Raw genomic sequence first — 17,853 nt, forward strand, 5'->3', positions numbered from 1 at the left:
AACCATAATATGGTAAGACCAAAGGTAATGGTCAACGCGAATTGAGAGGAAGAGACCCCTGCCTGACGGCACGGGTTCGTGCGGTGCGTGCGGGTGAGCGATAATCGACCCATGTCAGACCGAGGCCCACGCCCGCCGGATCGCCAACGCCTTCGCAAGCTCGCCCAAGCCGCGATGAACGCCGACATGACCGTCGAGCAGATTCAGAACATCCTCGTCGACATGGGTGAGGTCATGGGCGGCATGGATTCGACGATCACCAATCTCGACACCTCACTCGCGGATTTCGGCAATTCGCTGACGCGGCTGTCGACGACGATGGACCGCGTCGACGGCATGGCCGAACGGATCGACACCATGCTCGCGCAGATGGAGAGCATCGTCGCTCGTGCGGAGAAGCTCGTGGCGCTCGCCGAGGTAGCACTGTCACCGATCGGCATGATCGAGTCGGCGGGGCAGGCGATCGCGGCACGGTTCGCTCGGTAGCCACGAACGGGCGAGGTCAGCGCGCGGCTAGAGCAGTCGGCCCAGCCGGGCGAGCGCCCGGTCCGCGTACCCGTTCCACAGTTTCCCGAACACCGGAAGCATCAGCCCCGACGCCGACGTCCGCGCGTGGATCTGCCACTGCCAGGTCACGGTGGTGCCTGCCGGTGACGGTTCGAAACGCCACTCGCCGTCGACCGTCGACACCAGCGGCGCCATCGGCCCGTGAATCGAGCTCAGCTGGTAGCGGAACCGAGTCGGCTCGCTGACCTCGGTCAATTGTTCGGTCATCTGGCCGCCGCCGGACAGTTTGATGGTGCGGGTCTGGCCCGCGGACTGCCAGTCGCCGGTTTGGTCGACGACTTCCCGGATCGGCGGGATCGGACCGAACCAGGTCGAGAACAGGGCGGGCAGGGGCAACACCAGCGTCGGCGTGAACACCTCCGCGGGTGGGCGAGTCACGATGGTTGACCGGGCGAGCACGACAGAGCGAGGCATGACCGACAGCCTAGTGCCCCGCGCACGAGACACTAGGCCACGACGCCGCTCGGACGGCGTCGACTGCCCGGCTCTTGGCTGGGCATCGCGTTCGGCGGCACCGGGAACGGCGCTCCTCTGTTCATGTACCCCGCTGCGACGTTGGGTCCGCACTGTGCGAGCGCGGCGTCGACCTTGGACTTGGTGTCGTGAATATGCGGGCGTCGAGAATTGGGCTTGCGCGCGAAGTCGAAGGTACTGGTCATGTCGCCGGTCACCGACCGTCGCCACTTCGTCAGATTCGGCACTTCGACGCCGAACCGGGTCTCCAGCAATTGCAGCTGGGAGGTGTGGTCGAAGATGGTCGAATCCACCAGACCGCCGCGGCTGTACGGCGAAATCACCAGTCCCGGAACGCGATAGCCGAGTCCGATCGGTCCGCGGATGCCATCCGACGACGACACCCGGTTGATGTCGCGGACGGTCACATATTCGCCCGGTGTGCCCGGCGGGGCCGTCGGCGGGGTCACGTGATCGAAGAAGCCGCCGTTCTCGTCGTAGCTGATGATCAGGGCGGTCTTCTCCCACACCGCCGGGTTGGAGGTGAGGATGTCGAGGATCTGCACAAGTCCGACGGCACCCAGCGCCGCGGGCAGCGCCGGGTGCTCGCATTCGATGAGTGCGGGAATCACCCAGGACACCTTCGGCAGCTTGTTGTTGCGCACGTCGTCGCGGAAGTCGGTGGGATAGGTGGGGTCGATGCCACGCCGGTGCAGTTGGGAATTCGGGTCCGCAGCCTGCTTGAAACAACCCATCATGCCGTCGAGCAACACCGAGGACAGCGGCCCGACGTCGCGGTTGTTGTAGATCTTCCAGCTGATCCCGGCGTCGCGCAGATTCTCCGGCATGGTGCGCCACGAGTAGGTGAATCTCGGTATGAGCGTTGGAGTTTCAAGCAGCGGACCGCCGTGGGTGCCCTCCGGGTCGAGGTGGGCGCTCATCCAATAGAGGCGGTTGGGGTCGGTGGGGCCGAGTACCGAGCAGTGGTAGTTGTCCAAGATGGTGAACGCGTCGGCGATGTCGTAGTGCACCGGAATGTCTTTGCGCGTGTAATAGCCCATCAACGCGGGGCCGTTGGCCGGCCCGACCGACTTGATCGACATCGGCAGCCAGCCGTTGTTCTTGCCGCCGGCCCACGCGTGATGCATGCCGCCCCACGAATGGTCGGGGTCGTTGATGCACTCGCCGTCGAGAGACGGGCCACGGGTGGTGTCCAGTCGGAACGGAACCGTATGCCCGGTACTGGTCGGTCCGACGCCGGGCGCCCAGCCCTTCTGCTTCCAGGCCGCCGACGGGTCGTCGAATCCGCGCACACCGGACAGGGTGCCGAAGTAGTGGTCGAACGAGCGGTTCTCCTGCATGAGGAAGACGAAGTGCTCGATGTCGTTGAGCGAGCCGGTGCCGGCCGGATCGGCGGCGTAGGCGCGGGAGATGATCGGGTCGGCCCAGGAGGCGAGGAACGCGGTGCCGCCGGCTGCGGCGACCTTGGCGAAGAAGTCCCGGCGCGAAAGGCCGGCGAAGGGGCTTGACGACACCATGAGTTGATACCACGTCGCAGACCACTTTGCCGACCCTTGCGGGTACCCGCTACGTGATGGTCACGCCGCCGTCGACGACGATCGTCTGGCCGGTGACGTAGCCACCCGCGGGCGAAGCGAGCCAGATGGCGGTCGCGGCCAGTTCGGCCGGATCGCCCATCCGGCCGGCGACCAGCCGCGCCGACTGGCTCTCGATGTAGCCCGGCTGATAGCTGTCGGTCATCTCTGACTTGAAGAAGCCCGGAGCGATCGCGTTGACGCGGATGCCTTTACGGGTGGTCCACTGCTGAGCCAGGTCGCGGGTCATACCGATGACGCCCGCTTTGCTCGCGGCGTACGCGGCCTGCGGCAGACCCGCGGTCGTGATGCCCAGGATCGACGCGATGTTGATGATCGCGCTGCCCGGTTGCATGACCCGCGCGCAGCACTGAGCCATCCAGTACGACCCGTTCAGGTTCAGGTCGATGACGCCGCGGAACTCATCGGGTGTCTCCCGGGTCGCCGGCACGGCGGTGCCGATACCCGCGTTGTTGATCAATATGTCCACTCGACCGAACTTCTCCATCGCGGCGTCGATCGCGGCCTGACACTGTGCCGGGTCGGTGACGTCGGTGGCCACCGGCAGCGGGGTCCGGCCGGCCGCTTCGACGGCGGCGGCGGTCTCGGCGAGGCGCTCGACACGGCGCGCGGCGAGCACGACGTCGGCTCCCGCTTCGGCGAACCCGGTGGCGAACGCGACGCCGAGGCCCGACGACGCGCCGGTGACGACGACGACTTTGTCCTCGACTGAGAACAGGTCCAGTACTGACATGGTTATCTCCTTAGTTAAAGCCACGCGGGATCGGTGTCGAGCGTAGTCCGGTCGAGGCTGTCCAAAAGATCGAATTGCGGTCCGGTCTTGGGCAGTTCGAAACGATAGAAGTAGCGAGCCGCGGCACGCTTGCCGTCGTAGAAGTCGCCGACGTTGTCGCCGACCGCGAGCAACTGCTCCAACCAGATCCACGCGATCACGACGTGCCCCGCGGCTTCGAGGTAGGCGGCGGAATTGGCAAGTGCGACAGCAGGATCGAGTCCCTTCCACAACGTGGCGGTGGTCGCCTGCAGACGCCCGAGGGCGCCGGCCAACTGCTCGGCGTAGTCGGCGGCCGCACCGCCGGCCGCGCGTGCGGACTCGATGGTCGCGCCGATGGTCTCGGCCAGTACCGCAAGGCCCTCGCCGCCGTTCATGACGACCTTGCGGCCGAGCAGGTCGAGGCCCTGAATTCCGTTGGTGCCCTCGTGAATCGGGTTGAGGCGGTTGTCGCGGTAGTACTGCTCGACGTCGAACTCGGTGGTGTAGCCGTAGCCGCCGTGCACCTGGATGGCGAGGCTGTTGGCTTCCAGGCACCATTGCGACGGCCACGCCTTGGCGATGGGCGTGAGCACCTCGAGGAGGATGTGCGCTCGCTTCGCGGCGTCGGCGCCTGCGGTCTGCTCTTCGTCGACCAGTTTGGAACTGTAGAGTCCGAGCGCCAGTGCGCCCTCCACATATGCCTTCTGTGCCAACAACATTCGCTTGACATCGGCATGCTCGATGATCGGGATCGGTGCGCTCGCGGGATCCTTCGACGCCGGGTTGCGCCCTTGGGTGCGTACCTTGGCGTATTCGAGCGAGGCGAGGTAACCGGCGTAGCCGATCGACGTCGCGAGGAACCCGACGCCGATGCGTGCCTCGTTCATCATGTGGAACATGTACGACAGCCCGAGATGTTCCTCGCCGACGAGATAGCCGGTGGCACCGTCGAATTCGAGAAGGGTGTTGGTGGTGCCGCGGTTGCCCATCTTGTGGTTGAGTCCCACCAGCGAAACGCCGTTGCGTTCACCGTCGAGCATCTTGGGCACGATGAACAGGGAGATGCCCTTGACGCCGGGGCCGCCGCCAGGTGCCTTGGCTAGGACCAGGTGGACGATGTTCTCGGTCAGCTCGTGATCGCCGCCGGAGATCCACATCTTGGTGCCCGACACCGAGTAGGTGCCATCGCCCGCGGGGATCGCCTTGGTCGTGATGTCGGCCAGTGACGATCCGACGTCGGGCTCCGACAGACACATCGTGCCGAAGTAGCGGCCCTCCAGCATCGGCTTGACCCACGTGTCGATCTGCTCCTGCGTGCCGTGTGCGGCAATGAGATTCGCGTTGCCGACGGTGAGAAACGGATACGACGACGAGCCCGGGTTGGCGGCCTGGAACCACGCCATCGCGGCGCGGGTGACGACCATCGGCAATGCGATGCCGCCGAGTGACTCGTCGAATCCGCAGGAGATCAGCCCGGCCTTGGCGAACTCGTCGAGTGCGGGTTTGACCTCGTCGATCAACACCACCTTGCCGTCGTCGCCGACGTAGGGCTGATTCTGGTCACCCTTCTTGTTGTGTGGCGCAAAGAGTTTGACCGCCATGTCCTGCGCGACGTCCATGATGCCGTCGAACGTCTCGCGCGAGTGATCGGCGAAGCGCTCGCGCTCGGTGAGCGCGGGGACGTCGAGCCATTCGTAGAGCAGGAAGTCGATGTCGCGGCGGGACAGGGGAGCGGCCATCGGGGGAGATCCTTTGCGTCGAAGTTGTGTCGAAGTTGTGTCGAAGTCGGTTGAAGTTGCCTAAGCGCTCGCTAATTTTATGAGCACTTGCTTACAATGCCTGGTGATGGTCAACACGTCAAGCGACAGATCTCCCGAGACCGCCGCGGCCGCCCGCATTCGCCGCGCGGCCATCGAGGCATTCGCCGAGTCGGGTTACGCCGGCACGTCCACCCGGGCGATCACCGGGCAGCTCGGGATGTCGGCGACCGCCATGTATCCGCACTACCGGTCGAAAGAGGAGCTGCTGTTCGCGATCGCCTCCGAGGGGCATCGGCAGGTCCTCGACCATATGCGTGCGGCCGGCGCCGCCGCGGCCGCGGAGCCGGGCGCCACCTGGACCTCGCGACTGCGGGCCGTCGTCGCGGGGTTCGCGAGCTGGCAGGCGCGGGAGAGCCGACTCGCCAGGGTGGTGCAGTACGAGATGCGGTCGCTGTCGCGGGAACACTTCCACGAGCTGGCGGCCATCCGCGAGGAGACCACCGCCGTGGTCGCCGATCTCGTCTCCGGCGGGATCGACGCAGGCGAGTTCGGCGTCGCGACGGCCGACGACGCGGTGTTGGCGATCATGTCGCTGTGCGTCGACGTCTGTCGGTGGTTCCCGGCCCGCGGGTACCGCGAACCCGACGCGGTCGGCGAGGTCTATGCGAATCTGGCTGCGAGTCTGGTGCAGGCGCGGCTACCGTAAGAGGCGTGCTTGACGCCCGCTCGAACACCATCGACGCCCTTGTCCGCCGGTCTGCTGCTCGTACTCCCGATATCGTTGCCGTGCAGTTCGATTCGCGTTCGTGGACGTATCAGGGGCTCGACGATGCGGTGACCAGGGTCGCCGCGGCACTGCGCTCGCTCGAACTCGACGCGGGAGCCCGCGTCGCCGCTTTCGGTGTCAACTCCGACGCCTATGTGATCGGATTTCTGGCGACGATTCGCGCCGGCCTGGTGCACGTGCCCATCAATTACGCGCTGCGCGCCGGCGAGCTGAGCTATCTCCTCGAACAGTCGGGGGCGTCGATCGTCCTGGTCGACCCGGCGCTGCGGCCGACGCTCGACGAGGTGGTCGAGGCCGTGGGGATCAGCCGGGTGATCGCGTTGCGCGACGAACCCGGAAGCGTCGTCGAGATCGCGTCGAATACGTCGTCGGAGCTGCCCGTCGTCGATGTCGCGGTGTCGTCCGACGCCCTGGCGCAGCTGCTCTACACCTCGGGCACGACGTCGAAACCCAAGGGCGCCATGATGACTCACGGCGCGCTCATTCACGAGTACATCTCCACCCTCGTCGGCCTCGACTTCACCGCCGAGGATCGGCCGCTCATCGCGATGCCGCTCTACCATTCGGCCGGGATGCACGTGTTCATGCTGCCGTACCTCGCGATCGGCGCCACGATCCGCCTGCTGGAGAAACCGGACATCCCCGCGATCCTCGACCTCGTCGAACGCGAACGCATCGGATCGTTGTTCCTCGCCCCGACGGTATGGGTGCCATTGGCCAATCACCCCGACCTGGAGGTCAAAGATCTGTCGTCGTTGCGCAAGGCGCAATACGGGGCGTCGATCATGCCGGTGACCGTGCTCAACCGCCTGCGCGAGCGCTATCCCGACATCGGGTTTTACAACTGCTTCGGGCAGAGCGAGATCGGGCCGTTGGCGACCATCCTGCGGCCCGAGGAGCACGACGAGCGACCGGCGTCGTGCGGACGTCCGGTGCTGTTCGTCGAGACGCGCGTCGTCGACGCCGACGGCAACGAGGCGCCACACGGCGAGTCAGGCGAAATCTGTTATCGCTCACCGCAATTGTGCAGCGGCTACTGGGATAAGCCGGAGGCGACAGAAGAGGCGTTCGCGGGCGGCTGGTTCCATTCCGGTGACCTGGTGACGCAGGACGAACAGGGCTACATCACCGTCGTCGACCGGATCAAGGACGTGATCAACACCGGAGGCGTGCTGGTGGCATCGCGCGAGGTGGAGGACGCGGTCTATCTGCATCCGGCGGTCGCCGAGGTCGCGGTGATCGGCACCCCGGACGAGAAGTGGATCGAGGCGATCACCGCCGTCGTCGTGTGCAAGGACGGACGGCAGACCGACGAAGCGGAGCTGATCGATTTCGTCAAAGAACGCATCGCGCCGTTCAAGGTGCCCAAGCGGGTATTGTTCGTCGATGAGCTGCCGCGTAATCAGAGCGGCAAACTGCTCAAGCGGGAATTGCGGGAGGCCTGAAAAATCATGCGCACCACCGATGTCCTCGCCGACGGCTTCAGTCGCATTCAGGAGAACGTCCACGCCGTGGTGACCGGTCTCGGCGTCGAGCAGCTCGCATATCAGCCTGGGCCGCAAGCGAATTCAATCGCGTGGCTGGTGTGGCATCTGACCCGGGTGCAAGACGATCACGTGAGCGACCTGCCGTTGAACGGAACCAAGCGTGAACAAGTGTGGCGCACAGGCGATTTCGTGCGGCGATTCGCGTTGCCGTTCGACGCCGCCGCAACCGGTTACGGGCAGACGCTCGACGAGGTGGCCGCGGTGCGGGTGCCCGCGCAGGGCCTCATCGACTACTACGACGCGACGCACGCGGCGACGCTGCGGTTCCTGGAGTCGATCACCGACGACGACCTCGACGTCGTCGTCGACACCCGCTGGGACCCGCCGGTCACGATGGGCGTACGACTGGTCAGTGTGATCGACGACGACGCGCAACATATCGGGCAGGCGGCTTACGTGAGGGGACTGCTGCAGGCGTAGGCGTAGGAGGATTGCCGTCGGGAACAAAGTACGCACTGCTTACTGTTGACTCGAGCATGTCATCTATGCAGGTCGAAATATGGACCGATATCAACTGCCCGTTCTGCTATCTCGGTAAAGCCCGATTCTCCCAAGCCCTCGAACAGTTCGCCCACCGCGGCGACGTCGAGGTGATCCACCGTTCGTTCGAGCTCGACCCGGGTCTCTCGCCCGACGACACCGGACTCGTCGTCACCAAGATCGCTCAGAAGTACGGCGTCAGTGAAGCACAGGCCGCGAAGAACGAACTCGGCATCGGCGCGCAGGCCGCCGAAATGGGGCTCGGCTACGTGACGTCGGGCCGCGACTACGGCAGCTCGTTCGACATGCATCGGCTACTGCACTTCGCGCTGGAGCAGGGACGCCAGGAAGCGCTGCTCGACGCCCTGTACGAAGCCAATTTCGCCGACGAGGCGCCGCTGTTCGGCGACTCCGAGCGCCTCGTCGACGTCGCCGTTTCGGCAGGATTCGACGAGGCGGCGGTCCGCGCCGTGCTCGATGATCCGGCCGCATACGCCGCCGCCGTGCGAGCCGACGAAGCACAGGCCGCGGCGTTCGGCGCGACCGGCGTGCCGTTCTTCGTCTTCGACCGCAAATACGGAGTATCGGGCGCACAGCCGGCGGAGACGTTCGCGTCGGTGCTGGAAAAGGCGTGGTCGGATCACGAGCCGGTGGTCCAGATGGTCGGGTCCGACGACGTCTGCGGCCCCGACGGGTGTGCGGTTCCGGGGGCCGAGGCGTAGGCCTTGTCTCAGCAGACCTCGACACCCACCGCGGTGGCGTTGTCGAGGCGTCGCGCATAGGTGTGGCCGCCGATCCGCGCCTTGATCGCACAGACCGTTGCCAGGTCGCCGGGGAAGTACACCGCGTAGATCGGATTGCCGTTGAGCGCTTGTCGCAGCGACGAGCACGACTGGTCGGTGCGCAGGTACGACGCCCCCGGGTGCTGGGCCAGCGCGGCGGCGATCTCGGACGCATACGCACCGGGCGCGGTCGCGTTGTAGACGAACGCCGCATACGTGCCGTCGCATGTCGGACGGGTGATCGGGGTGGGCAGGCCCAGGTCGCCGACGCCGCGCGCAGCTCGTACGGGCGAGGTGGTCGTGGGGGTCGACGTCGTCGATGCGGTCGCCGTGTCATCGGTCGGCTGGGGCTTGGTGGCGGACGGCATCGTGGTGGCGGTGACCGTGGTTGTAGTGGCCATGATCGACGCGGTGGTGAGTGCGGCGTCGGACGTACGAGCGGTATCGTCCGATCGACTCGTCAACGCCCAGGCCGTGCCGCCGACGACCACGGCGAGCACGGCGACGAGTGCGCCGATCGCCAGCGGCAGCGGCGAACGTTCGCGGGGTGCGGGCGCATGGATCGGCGATGCGACGCCTGCGTGGATGCCGGTCGCGGCGGCCAGTGCTCGTCCGTCGAGAGCGGCCCGCGCCGCGTACGCCAGGGCACCCGCGCTCGGGTAGCGGTACGCCGGGTCCTTGGCCATCCCCTTCGCGATCACGGCGTCGAACATGTTGTGCAGCAACGGCGGTGGCTGATGGAGGTGAGCGCCGATCAGCTGCTCGATGCTCGTCGCGGAGAACGGCTGTGTGCCGCAAAGGCATTCGTAGAGCACGCAGGTGAGCGCGTAGACGTCGGCCGGGGGACCGGCCGCCGTCACGCCGAACCGTTCGGGTGCCATGTAGGCGAACGAGCCCACCGCCGACCCGGTGGAGGTGAGTCGAGAATCGCCCGCGGCCTGCGCCAGACCGAAGTCGACCAGATAGGCGAAGTCGTTGTGCGCCAACAGAATATTGTCCGGTTTGACGTCGCGGTGGACGAGTCCGCTGCGATGTGCGGCGTCGAGCGCGGAAGCGATCTGCTCGACTATCGCGACGGCCCGCGCCGGTTCGAGCGGTCCATTCGACTTGAGCGCGGTGCGCAGATCCTGCCCATCGACCAAGCGCATGTCGAGGAAGAGTCGGCCGTCGATCTCCCCGAAGTCGTGGATGGGCACCACGTGCGGGTCGGGGTGAGTGTATTCGGTGTTGGTTGGGCCGGACACTGCGCATGCTCTTGTCAGCGCGCAAGAATTCGTTTGAGTGATGATTGACACGAAATCTAGTTCGGCGTTAACTGACATTCAAATGAAAATGCAACGAGAGTACCGGCAGACGGCTCGCGCGGCGGCGGTTGCGAACACTCGCCGCAGAGTCGTCGAAGCGTTGTTCTCCCTCGCCCAGGATCGGTTGTTCACCGAGATCCCGCTCAAGGACGTCGCCGCCGCGGCAGGGGTGACCGTCCAGACGATCCTGCGTCAATTCGGTAGTCGTGCAGCACTTTTCGACGCGACAATCGCCTACGGTGTCGAGCGGATCCGTGCCGAACGGGCCGCCGATCCGACGAAAGCGCGCTCACCGCTGTCGGTGCTGATGGATCACTACGAACTCCGCGGACGAATGGTGATGATGATGCTCGCTCAGGAGACGGCGGACCCGGCCATAGCGCGAGTGGTCGAGGGCGGGCGCATCGAGCATCGGAATTGGGTCTCGGCGCACCTTGCCGATGCGTCGACGACTGACGTGACCATCGACCTCCTCGTGGTGGCCACCGATGTCTACGCGTGGAAACTGCTGCGCCTGGATCGGGGACTCACGCGCAGGCAGACACAGATCCGGATGCAGGCGATGGTCGATCGGGTCCTCGCCGGAAATGAAGGGACGTGAGATGGCGCGAATAATCATGGCGACCTGGGACGGCGGCGGCAATGTCCCACCAACGATCGCGATTGCCGAGGAACTGCGGCGGCGCGGACACGACCTGCTGGTCATCGGGCACGCGGGCAATCGGAGGGCGGCGCGGCGCGCCGGACTGTCGTTCGAGTGCTATGCGACCGCACGCCATTTCGTCGGCTCCGTTGTCAATTCGCCGCTGACTCTTCTGAACAGCCTCTGCGACCGAGCCATGGGCGCTGACGTCGCCGACGCTGTCCGCCGATTCGGCGCCGATCTGGTGGTCGTTGATTGCCTGCTGCCCGCGGTACTCGATCGGTTGGTCGCCGACGGAGTGCGGTTCGTGATGCTCGAGCACATGTTCGATGGGTTCCTGCGGGATGCGCTGATGCGCGGACCCTATGGAATCGGGCTGCGGCTCAAAGGCTTTCGCTACACGCAACTCAGCGATGGTGCGCAGCGCTGCATCGTCGCGACGCTGCCCGATCTCGACCCCGGCAGTGGCCGGGCACGTGCGAACGTCGTGTTCACCGGGCCGACCTGTACGGGCATATCGTCGACGCCGCGGTCCGAGCCGACAATCCTGGTCAGCCTGTCGACATTCGGCTACGCGGGAATGGCGAAGGTGTACCAGCGCATCATCGACGCAGTCGCGACGTTGCCGGTGCATGCGATCGTGACGACCGGCGGACTCGTCGATGCCGCGGCCCTGCGTCCGGCCGCCAACGTCGAACTGTGTGGCTACGTCCCGCATGCCGAACTGCTGTCGCAGACGAGTCTCGTCGTGGGACACGGCGGTCATTCGACGACGATGATCGCATTGGCGCACGACATTCCGTTGCTGATCATCCCGATGCAATCGAAGGTCGATCAGCCCATGGTCGGCGCCGCGATACAGGCGGCCGGTGCGGGGCGAACGATGAGCCGTCGCAGCACGTCTGGGGCGATCCGTGCGGCGGTCGAACAGTTGCTCGCCGACCCGATCGCGCGCGAGAACGCCGCCCGACTCGGGCAGACGATTCGCGACGGGGACGGCGCGCGAGCGGCGACCACCGAGATTGAGAAGGTGCTGACCTAACCTCGCACGACGCGGACTGCAAACCATGTGCTGGTGCCCAGGATGAGTACAGAAACCACTCGTAGGGTTCCCAGAGTTATCAGTCTTGCGAGTGTGGAGAAGGTGATCGAGTGCGCAACGTCGCCGTGCTGGAGAAGGACTCAGCCGCTGAGTCGACGTCTATCGGTGTCGACGCGGCAACTCGATCTCGTGCACGCGTCGCACCGCGCGCATACACCGCCGACTTCGTCCGCGTGGCATTGTTCACCCTGGTCGTCATCGGTCACTGCGTCAACAGCATCAACACGGCGTCGACGCTGCACGTCGGCGGGCTGGTGGGCACGCTGTGCCACCTGACCAGATACGGCTTCGTGGCGGTCACCCTGTTCGTTCTCGTGGTGTCGACCCGCGAGCGTGAGATGTCGCCGATTGCCTTCTGGCGCCGACGTTTCGGCCTGGTGGTCTGGCCCTACCTGCTGTGGACCCTCATCTATGCGATCACCGACCACGTCGTGATCAGCGGGCACCCGTTCGGCTCGGCGAGCACCGAGCTCGCGGAACTGGGCCGGAACCTGCTGACCGGGGACGGCAAATATCAGCTCTACTTCCTGCTCATCTCGATGCAGATCTACCTGGCGTTTCCCGCGATCTCGTGGCTCTTGCGACGCGTGGGCCACCACCCATGGCGACTGGTCGGCGGCGCCGCGGCGATACAGATCAGCATGTTCGCCGTTTATCAGTACGCGCCCCGGCCGTCGGGCAGCGGTTGGGCGACGTTCTACGACGTCGCCTGGAAGTCGCTCCCGATGTACGCGCTGTTCGTCGCGATCGGTGCACTGGGTGCCTATCACCGGGATGCGGTTCACGATTGGCTACGCGACCACGCCGTGACCGTGCTCGTCGCGGGCTTGGCGGGTGGCACGGTCACGGTGATCGCGTACTGGCTGACCACGACGCCGACGTCGGTGCCCGCCGCGGCGACGACGCCGTGGAACCCGACCCTGCTCCCGTGGCTGGTCGGCGGATTCGCTCTGCTCTGGATGGTCGCCATGTGGTGGAACCACCATCGGGGTGATGGCCGCGGCGTCGTCGGACGCGTGGTCACCTACGCGACGCCGCGAGCGTTCGGAGTCTTCGCGGTACATCCGCTGGTCATCGATCTGCTGGCGCGCGCCGGATACTTCACCGGCATCTTCACCTGGTTCCCGCAATCGGGCGTCACTCGTGCGGCGCTGCTGGTGGTTGCGGTGTTGGGCTGCTCGCTACTGCTGGTCGACGTCGCGCTGCGGACTCCGCTGAGTCGCATTCTGGTGGGTCGTGATCGGATTCCCCTGATGCGTGGCAGCGGAACAGGCGTCCCGGCGTCGGCGTAGTGCGGCGTCGTATCTCACCGAGCTCCCGGTCCCGGCAGCAGGTCGACGTCGCCCGGATGCATCGGCTTTCCGCATTCGCTGCAGCAGGGTTCGACGTGGCCGATCTGTCCGCACGCGTGATGCCGGTACAGGACCGGTGAGCCTGCTTCGCCGGCCAGCCAGCGGTCGCCCCAGCGGACCATCACCATGAGCATTTCGACCAGGTCGGTGCCCTTCTCGGTCAAGTGGTACTCGTAGCGGGGACGGGAGTCGTAGGGGTGGCGATCCAAGACTCCCTGGTCGAGGAGGTGGTTGAGCCGCTCGGTGAGAACCTTGCGGGAGATGCCCAAGTCGGCCTGGATCTGGTCGAACCGGTTCATCCCCACCCAGACATCGCGCAGGATCAGCGGCGACCACGGCTCGCCGATGACATCGAGGGTCCGGGCGATTGAGCAGGCCATCTCGCTGAACTGAGTGCGTTGCATAGCTCGACTCTAACATTTGGGGTTCCCTGAAGGAACTGTAGGTGCTACTTTCGTAGAGTCTCTTCAGGGAACGTTGAAAGGAATGTCATGAGCAGAGTGTTCACCGGGCTGAGCGTGTCGGTCGACGGATTCATCACCGGGCGCGATTCGCGACCGGGGCATGGACTGGGTGACGGCGGAATGCTGTTCGACTGGTACGGCGATCCGCAGAATTCCGACATGTACCGAGGACTTGTCGATCGGGTCGGTGCCATCGTCACCGGCCGAAAGACCTACGACGACTGTGCGGGATTCAACGGCGGCAGTCCGCATCCCACCGCTGCAATGGTGGTGCTGAGCCATCGACCGGGGCCCGCCGAGTTCGCAGGTTCCGACCGACAACACTTTGCGACGTCGATCGACCGCGCGATCGACCGTGCGCTCGAGTTGGCCGACGGCAAAGACGTAGGCATTCAGGGCGGTGTGACGCTGACCGCGGCGATCGAGGCCGGTCTGGTAGACGAGGTGATCCTGCATCAGGTGCCGATACTTCTCGGTGCCGGCCGGCCCTTCTTTGGATCGTTGACACGGCAGGTGCCGCTGACGTTGCTGGAGACGGTATCGGGTTCGGGCGTGACACATCTTCGCTACGGTATCGAGAAGTGAGGCTAAATCGCATGTTGCAGAATGAGATTCGCGAAGTACTCGATGGAACGCCGATCGCGCACCTGGCCACCGTCCGCCCCGACGGCTCACCGCACAGTGTCCCCGTGTGGATCGGCACACTCGGCGAGCGGGTCGTGTTCATCACCGGTCCGGCGTCGAGCAAGGCGCGAAACTTGCGCGACGACCCGCGCGTGGCCATCTCACTGACCCCGCCCGACGCGCCGTTCACGCCGGTCCTGATTCGTGGCCGCGTCGTCGAGTGGATCGACGGCGACGCCGGCTGGGCGATCGTCGACGAACTCGCTCAGAAATACATCGGGTCGCCCTACGGGCGCGATCAAGACCGGGTTGCGCTGGTGGTAGACGTCGAACATCAGCAGTTCGGCATGGCTTGACGCTTCTTCGATCGGGCTATTCGAATCTGGTGAGCACGACGACGCCACCGATGAGCACATACGGCACAGCGAACGCGACGAACGCCGTCGAGTGGGAGCTCACCGCGCAGACCAGCGCATAGATCGGATAGGTCGCGGTGGTGGCCACGTCGGTGCCGAGGCCCGCTATCGATGTCACCGTCGCTCGGCTGGCGCTGGAGATACGAGCCTGCAGTCGTGCGTCGGCGATCACCGTCGCGGCTTGACAGATTCCGAAACCGACGCCGAGGCAGGTCCAGCCGAGCGGTCCGTGGACGAGTGCGCCGCAACCGATCGCGATACCGGCGAGCGCCACAAGGGAGCCGAAGCCCACCGCGGGTAGCGCGGCGGCCGCACCCGCCACGAGACCCCCCACACTGACGCCCGCCCAGACGAGGGCGAGGACTACCGGAATCGTCGCCGGCGCGACGGAGGCGTCGGCGAGGAGAAGCGGTACGTACTCATCGAGAACGCCCCAGAAACTCGCGACGACGATAACCAGCGCGACGGTTCGCAGTATCTCCCGGTCGGTGCGGACTTCGGCGAGTCCAATACGGAGAACGGCCACGTACGACTCATCGTCATCGGTGGGTTCTTGCGTTGTGGCCGTGCGGTTTTCGGGAAGCATCAGCGCCGCGGCGCAACACAGCGCGCAGGCTGCCACACTGGCAGTAGCTACCGCGGGATACCCGCCCCACGACATCACCGGCACCGCGGCGAGTGTCGCCGCACCGGTCGCGCCGACGCCGAGCGCGCGGGCTCGGCCCATCACCGAGGCATAGCGATCCTGCGCGTCGCGGCGGCTGAGTTCGGTGTGCACGAGAGCTTCGACGGTGCCCGACGTCAACGATCCGGCGAGTCCCCACAATACGAATCCCGCCGCGAACGCCGGGTAGCCGGGCAGCAGCAACCACAACGCGAAGGCGGTACCGGTCATCACTGGGGCCGCGGCGAGCAGGTAGCGGCGTGGTGCGATGTCGGCGAGTGCGCCCGACGGAACCTCGGCGAGAAAGCCGACCGCCGACCAGACGACGAAGAGCGAACTGATCTGCGTCACCGACAGACCGTGGGCGGCGAACAGCAGCGCGTACACCGGATAGAGGAGAACGAAATCCTCTGCGAACGAGTACGCGTAGAGGGGCAGGGTCAGGCGGGAGAGTCATCGTCGCTTGCGCATGGGGTCAAGTGTAGGCGGTGAGCGGGTTCGCGCCGCAAGCTTTTTCCGCCGTCGAGTCAGCAGATCTTGTCGTTCAGCGTGTCGGCGCCGTAGTTGACGATGAGCCGGATGCAGGTGCTGCCTGGCGCATACACCCGCGGCGTCGTGAATTCCGTTGGCGCAGAAGCATAAACCTGTGACGTGCGCCATCCCGACTGCGGTGACCAGATGCGTGCGTCAGCGGTGAGTGCGCTCGTCGCGGCGACCGTCACCCAGTTGTAGCCCGACGATGACAGCCAGAGTGACACTTCTGCCGCGCCGACGTTGGTACGCCACACGATTTCGGCGGTGTCGGCCGACGTCGCGGTGTGCGTCGGCGCCGATGCCGTTCGAGTCGTCGTCGAACCCGCATTGTTCATCACATACCAACCGCCGAGCCCGACGATGACCACCGCCGCGACGGTCAGGGCGAGGATGCGGGGGCGCGAGCGGTTGACCGGCGGAAGGGCGCGCAGCGTCGTCGTCGCATATTGTTGCGCGACGTCGGCGGATTGCGGGCGATCGACGCTCTGCTCGACGTCGGCGCTGACGTTCAGCGGCGCAGTGGACTTCGGCCCGATCACCCGCAGCGGCGAGGAGTCCGGTGTCTGTATCAGAGCCTTCTGCGCGGCCTCGACCAGCGACGCCGCGTCGGGGTAACGAGCATCGGGACGCTTGGCCATGCCGGTGGCGATGACATCGTCGAACGGCGAGCCGAATTTCTGCGGGTCGGCATTGAGGTGGGCGGCGATCATCTGCTCGGCGGTCGTGGCGTACGAGAACGGTGGCACGCCGACTAGGCACTCGTAGAGCACACAGGTCAGCGCGTAGATGTCTACCTGCGGACCGACGTCGTCGACGCCGAAACGTTCCGGGGCCATGTAACGGAACGATCCGATCGCGTAACCGGCGTTCGTGAGCCTGGTGTCGGTGACATGCATCGCGAGACCGAAGTCGACGAGATAGGCGAATCCGTGGTCGTCGATGACGATGTTGTCCGGCTTGACATCGCGATGGATCAGGCCCACCCGGTGCGCTGCGTCGATCGCGCTGCCGATCTGCGCGATGATCTTGACGGCGGTCTTCGGTGACATCGGGCCGTCTTCGCTGATGACCCGACGCAGATCGCGTCCGCCGACCAGCCGCATGTCGATGAAGAGTTGACCGTCGATCTCGCCCCAGTCGTGAATGGGGAGAATATGAGGGTCGGTGAGAGTTGCGGCAGTGCGGGATTCTCGCATGAAGCGGTCGCGGGCGGACGTGTCGTCGGCGATGGCCGAGCTGAGAAGTTTGAGCGCGACCCGCCGGCCGCGCCGGGTGTCGACGGCCTGGTAGACCTCACCCATCCCGCCCTTGCCGAGTCGTTCGCCGATCTCATAATCGCCCAGCCGCGAGCCGGTGAGATCGTGTGACGTAACCATCGGACGGGCAACTCCAGGTGGGGGTGGGGCGCTGGTAGATGACAGTGCTGGGAGACCAGTGTAACGATCGAGTGTTCCACACCGGAGACAGCGATCCGCTGCCCCGACGGTGTTGCAGTTCCAAGTGCGCGCTTTCATGAGCGTCCTTCGCCGAACTCGCCCCGGTGTACTCCGGTGACTTGTCTATCGTCGTCGGTTGGAGAAATGACATCACGCGTAGTGGACTACTCGAATTGCGGGGAATCACGGCGTGCAATACAGCGTGGTTACGTTGATATCGTCGGCTTACGCGGTTTCGACACGGTCCTTCGCTAACGCTCCGGTCCGGCTCAACCAGCGGTTTTGACGTTATCGCTTCGGTGCGGCTCAACCAGCGGTTTTGACGTTATCGCGTCGGCCGGGATCACCAAGCGGGTTGGAAATGCGACTCGCGGAATCATATGCGCGGTATTGAGTCATATTGTTTTGTTTTATAACGGTCGCAAAATTGTCGACGGCCGCCTTTCGGCTCGGCGTCGCCGTGCCCCCAGTCGGACTCGAACCGACACCTGGATCGGTTTTAAGCCGATTGCCTCTGCCAATTGGGCTATGGGGGCGGTGCCAGGCAACGATAGCGCCTCGCCGCTAC

18 protein-coding genes and 1 tRNA gene are annotated in these 17,853 nt (G+C 65.4%); 10 read left to right on the top strand and 9 right to left on the bottom strand.

Annotation, left to right across the window (positions count from 1 at the left end; translation table 11 throughout):
- Positions 1–111 precede the first annotated feature (111 nt).
- A complete protein-coding gene (locus HH308_RS13815) occupies positions 112–486 on the top strand; it encodes a hypothetical protein (RefSeq protein WP_170194802.1) in 375 nt (124 codons plus the stop codon).
- A gap of 27 nt (positions 487–513) precedes the next feature.
- Here the strand turns inward: HH308_RS13815 and HH308_RS13820 are convergent, their stop codons facing one another.
- The 4 genes from HH308_RS13820 to HH308_RS13835 are packed head-to-tail and all read right to left on the bottom strand — an operon-like array spanning position 514 to position 5,129.
- The gene (locus tag HH308_RS13820) at positions 514–981 is read right to left on the bottom strand and encodes an SRPBCC family protein (RefSeq protein WP_170194803.1); all 468 of its coding nucleotides are present in this window, start codon (positions 979–981) and stop codon (positions 514–516) included.
- 32 nt (positions 982–1,013) lie between these two features.
- Positions 1,014–2,555 (bottom strand): alkaline phosphatase family protein, encoded by a 1,542-nt coding sequence (locus HH308_RS13825; protein ID WP_170194913.1) that lies wholly within the window; start codon positions 2,553–2,555, stop codon positions 1,014–1,016.
- Between the two features lie 52 nt (positions 2,556–2,607).
- Positions 2,608–3,369: an SDR family NAD(P)-dependent oxidoreductase gene (locus tag HH308_RS13830; RefSeq protein ID WP_170194804.1), complete on the bottom strand. Its 762-nt coding sequence runs from the start codon at positions 3,367–3,369 to the stop codon at positions 2,608–2,610.
- 14 nt (positions 3,370–3,383) lie between these two features.
- A complete protein-coding gene (locus HH308_RS13835; RefSeq protein WP_170194805.1) occupies positions 3,384–5,129 on the bottom strand; it encodes an acyl-CoA dehydrogenase in 1,746 nt (581 codons plus the stop codon).
- 106 nt (positions 5,130–5,235) lie between these two features.
- Between HH308_RS13835 and HH308_RS13840 the strand changes: the two genes are divergently transcribed.
- From HH308_RS13840 to HH308_RS13855, 4 genes are all read left to right on the top strand, one after another.
- Positions 5,236–5,856 (top strand): TetR/AcrR family transcriptional regulator, encoded by a 621-nt coding sequence (locus HH308_RS13840; protein ID WP_170194806.1) that lies wholly within the window; start codon positions 5,236–5,238, stop codon positions 5,854–5,856.
- 5 nt (positions 5,857–5,861) lie between these two features.
- Positions 5,862–7,382, top strand: a complete 1,521-nt coding sequence (locus tag HH308_RS13845; RefSeq protein WP_170194807.1) for an acyl-CoA synthetase — start codon at positions 5,862–5,864, stop codon at positions 7,380–7,382.
- Between the two features lie 6 nt (positions 7,383–7,388).
- The gene (locus tag HH308_RS13850) at positions 7,389–7,904 is read left to right on the top strand and encodes a mycothiol transferase (protein WP_170194808.1); all 516 of its coding nucleotides are present in this window, start codon (positions 7,389–7,391) and stop codon (positions 7,902–7,904) included.
- Positions 7,905–7,969: 65 nt separating this feature from the next.
- Positions 7,970–8,686 (top strand): DsbA family oxidoreductase, encoded by a 717-nt coding sequence (locus HH308_RS13855; RefSeq protein ID WP_170194914.1) that lies wholly within the window; start codon positions 7,970–7,972, stop codon positions 8,684–8,686.
- Positions 8,687–8,694: 8 nt separating this feature from the next.
- Here the strand turns inward: HH308_RS13855 and HH308_RS30180 are convergent, their stop codons facing one another.
- Positions 8,695–9,990: a serine/threonine-protein kinase gene (locus tag HH308_RS30180; protein WP_312870586.1), complete on the bottom strand. Its 1,296-nt coding sequence runs from the start codon at positions 9,988–9,990 to the stop codon at positions 8,695–8,697.
- Between the two features lie 82 nt (positions 9,991–10,072).
- On the opposite strand from HH308_RS30180, the gene HH308_RS13865 reads away from it, so the two are divergent.
- From HH308_RS13865 to HH308_RS13875, 3 genes are all read left to right on the top strand, one after another.
- On the top strand, positions 10,073–10,651 hold the full coding sequence (locus tag HH308_RS13865; protein WP_170194810.1) for a TetR/AcrR family transcriptional regulator: 579 nt from the start codon (positions 10,073–10,075) through the stop codon (positions 10,649–10,651).
- Position 10,652: 1 nt separating this feature from the next.
- The gene (locus HH308_RS13870; RefSeq protein ID WP_170194811.1) at positions 10,653–11,735 is read left to right on the top strand and encodes a glycosyltransferase; all 1,083 of its coding nucleotides are present in this window, start codon (positions 10,653–10,655) and stop codon (positions 11,733–11,735) included.
- A 110-nt stretch (positions 11,736–11,845) separates the two neighbouring features.
- Positions 11,846–13,087, top strand: coding sequence for an acyltransferase (locus tag HH308_RS13875; protein ID WP_170194812.1), 1,242 nt, complete (start codon positions 11,846–11,848; stop codon positions 13,085–13,087).
- Between the two features lie 14 nt (positions 13,088–13,101).
- Here HH308_RS13875 and HH308_RS13880 read toward each other — a convergent pair whose 3' ends face one another.
- Positions 13,102–13,551: a winged helix-turn-helix transcriptional regulator gene (locus HH308_RS13880; protein ID WP_170194813.1), complete on the bottom strand. Its 450-nt coding sequence runs from the start codon at positions 13,549–13,551 to the stop codon at positions 13,102–13,104.
- 87 nt (positions 13,552–13,638) lie between these two features.
- Here HH308_RS13880 and HH308_RS13885 point away from each other — a divergent pair, with 87 nt between their 5' ends.
- Together HH308_RS13885 and HH308_RS13890 are read left to right on the top strand one after the other, a co-directional pair.
- Positions 13,639–14,196, top strand: a complete 558-nt coding sequence (locus HH308_RS13885; RefSeq protein WP_170194814.1) for a dihydrofolate reductase family protein — start codon at positions 13,639–13,641, stop codon at positions 14,194–14,196.
- Positions 14,197–14,207: 11 nt separating this feature from the next.
- Positions 14,208–14,591 (top strand): PPOX class F420-dependent oxidoreductase, encoded by a 384-nt coding sequence (locus HH308_RS13890; RefSeq protein WP_170194815.1) that lies wholly within the window; start codon positions 14,208–14,210, stop codon positions 14,589–14,591.
- Positions 14,592–14,607: 16 nt separating this feature from the next.
- Here HH308_RS13890 and HH308_RS13895 read toward each other — a convergent pair whose 3' ends face one another.
- The 3 genes from HH308_RS13895 to HH308_RS13905 all read right to left on the bottom strand — a co-directional run bounded on the left by HH308_RS13895 (position 14,608) and on the right by HH308_RS13905 (position 17,821).
- Entirely contained in the window at positions 14,608–15,759 is a 1,152-nt protein-coding gene (locus tag HH308_RS13895; protein WP_170194915.1) for an MFS transporter, read from the bottom strand.
- An 83-nt stretch (positions 15,760–15,842) separates the two neighbouring features.
- Positions 15,843–17,225 carry a serine/threonine-protein kinase gene (locus tag HH308_RS13900; RefSeq protein ID WP_170194816.1) on the bottom strand — a complete coding sequence of 461 codons (1,383 nt, stop codon included), beginning with the start codon at positions 17,223–17,225 and terminating at the stop codon, positions 15,843–15,845.
- 521 nt (positions 17,226–17,746) lie between these two features.
- Positions 17,747–17,821 (bottom strand) — tRNA-Leu (locus tag HH308_RS13905).
- Positions 17,822–17,853: the final 32 nt, after the last annotated feature.

Source organism: Gordonia asplenii (assembly GCF_012933505.1).
GTDB classification, from domain to species: domain Bacteria; phylum Actinomycetota; class Actinomycetes; order Mycobacteriales; family Mycobacteriaceae; genus Gordonia; species Gordonia asplenii.

What these genes read in the sequence shown, in the direction of transcription:
- HH308_RS13815 (WP_170194802.1), top strand. Translation starts at nt 112, where the DNA reads ATGTCAGACCGAGGCCCACGCCCGCCGGATCGCCAACGCCTTCGCAAG.
- HH308_RS13820 (WP_170194803.1), bottom strand. Translation starts at nt 981, where the DNA reads ATGCCTCGCTCTGTCGTGCTCGCCCGGTCAACCATCGTGACTCGCCCA.
- HH308_RS13830 (WP_170194804.1), bottom strand. Translation starts at nt 3,369, where the DNA reads ATGTCAGTACTGGACCTGTTCTCAGTCGAGGACAAAGTCGTCGTCGTC.
- HH308_RS13835 (WP_170194805.1), bottom strand. Translation starts at nt 5,129, where the DNA reads ATGGCCGCTCCCCTGTCCCGCCGCGACATCGACTTCCTGCTCTACGAA.
- HH308_RS13840 (WP_170194806.1), top strand. Translation starts at nt 5,236, where the DNA reads ATGGTCAACACGTCAAGCGACAGATCTCCCGAGACCGCCGCGGCCGCC.
- HH308_RS13850 (WP_170194808.1), top strand. Translation starts at nt 7,389, where the DNA reads ATGCGCACCACCGATGTCCTCGCCGACGGCTTCAGTCGCATTCAGGAG.
- HH308_RS13855 (WP_170194914.1), top strand. Translation starts at nt 7,970, where the DNA reads ATGCAGGTCGAAATATGGACCGATATCAACTGCCCGTTCTGCTATCTC.
- HH308_RS13865 (WP_170194810.1), top strand. Translation starts at nt 10,073, where the DNA reads ATGAAAATGCAACGAGAGTACCGGCAGACGGCTCGCGCGGCGGCGGTT.
- HH308_RS13870 (WP_170194811.1), top strand. Translation starts at nt 10,653, where the DNA reads ATGGCGCGAATAATCATGGCGACCTGGGACGGCGGCGGCAATGTCCCA.
- HH308_RS13880 (WP_170194813.1), bottom strand. Translation starts at nt 13,551, where the DNA reads ATGCAACGCACTCAGTTCAGCGAGATGGCCTGCTCAATCGCCCGGACC.
- HH308_RS13885 (WP_170194814.1), top strand. Translation starts at nt 13,639, where the DNA reads ATGAGCAGAGTGTTCACCGGGCTGAGCGTGTCGGTCGACGGATTCATC.
- HH308_RS13890 (WP_170194815.1), top strand. Translation starts at nt 14,208, where the DNA reads ATGTTGCAGAATGAGATTCGCGAAGTACTCGATGGAACGCCGATCGCG.
- HH308_RS13900 (WP_170194816.1), bottom strand. Translation starts at nt 17,225, where the DNA reads ATGGTTACGTCACACGATCTCACCGGCTCGCGGCTGGGCGATTATGAG.